Origin of the sequence: Paenibacillus sp. A3, assembly GCF_001399685.1 — a bacterium.
In the GTDB taxonomy this organism is placed as follows: domain Bacteria; phylum Bacillota; class Bacilli; order Paenibacillales; family NBRC-103111; genus Paenibacillus_G.
Genome location: NZ_JTHN01000265.1, coordinates 1 through 1,202, shown reverse-complemented (window position 1 = coordinate 1,202; position 1,202 = coordinate 1). Strand labels below are relative to the sequence as shown.

The 1,202-nt window shown below is 55.1% G+C and carries 1 protein-coding gene; it reads left to right on the top strand.

Annotated features, from left to right (window positions below):
* Positions 1–114 precede the first annotated feature (114 nt).
* On the top strand, positions 115–1,202 hold a 1,088-nt coding region (locus tag QJ48_RS32285; RefSeq protein ID WP_054977429.1), incomplete at its 3' end, for an iron ABC transporter permease.

The window sequence follows — 1,202 nt, the reverse complement described above, 5'->3', positions numbered from 1 at the left end:
TTTCAAGAGCGGCCGGAGGGATATACTCCACGGCATAGCCGAAGAGAATCCTACATTTTCCTGCCCCAAACCCAAAAACCGTCCCGGCCCACCCAAGAAAGGAGCCTGTGGCCCATGTCATGGAACCGTACCGCAAGCGAGCTCCGCAGACTGACGCGGGAACCGCTGCTTCTGCTCTGCATCCTGCTCGTCATGGCGTGTCTGGCGGTATTTATCGTCTATCCGCTGTATCAAATATTGAAAAGCAGCTTTATTAACCCGGACGGATCGGTTTCGCTGAGCGCGTATGTGGGCGTTTTGTCGGGCGGACAGCTGTTCGAGGCATTGAAAAACTCCTTGCTGCTTGCTGTCATCGTATCCGTTCTGTCGACGGCTATCGCTTACATGTTCGCTTATACGTTCGCGTACGTGAAGGTTCCGTTCAAAAAGCTGTTTAACGCCGTCGCAATACTGCCCGTCATCTCTCCGCCGTTCGTCATCTCGCTTTCCGCGATTTTGCTGTTCGGCAAGCAGGGCTTCGTCTCCAAACATCTGCTTGGTTTGGAGAACGCCAACATTTACGGCCTCAAAGGCCTAGTGCTCGTCCAAACGCTGACGTACTTCCCGGTTGCTTTCCTCGTGCTGGCGGGCTTGCTCCGCTCGATCAGCCCGTCGCTGGAAGAAGCGAGCATGAACATGGGCGCAGGGCGGCTGCGCACGTTCCTGAACGTCACGCTGCCTTTGACGATGCCGGGGATTGCGAATGCGTTTCTGCTGGTGTTCGTTCAATCGCTGGCCGACTTCGGCAATCCGATGACGCTCGGCGGCAATTACACGACCGTCGCCCGTGAAATTTACCTGCAGGCGGTCGGCAGCTACGACATTCAAGCCGGCGCGGCACTGGCGATGGTGCTGATGAGCATCACGTTTCTGATTTACGCGCTGCAAAAATTTTGGATCGGCAAAAAAAGCTACGTTACCGTTACAGGTAAACCTGCCCACGGACGCAGGCTGATTGAGAAGGGAATAACCCGTCAGGCGCTGTTCGTGCTGTGCATGCTGCTGTCGGTGATCGTCATCGCGTTTTACCTGCTCGTGCCGATCGGCTCGTTCATCAAGCTGTGGGGCATTAACAACAGCTTCACGTGGGATCATTACAAGTACGTGTTCTCTCTGGGTCAAAAATCAATGAAGGACACGCTGCTGCTGTCGATCATCGCGAC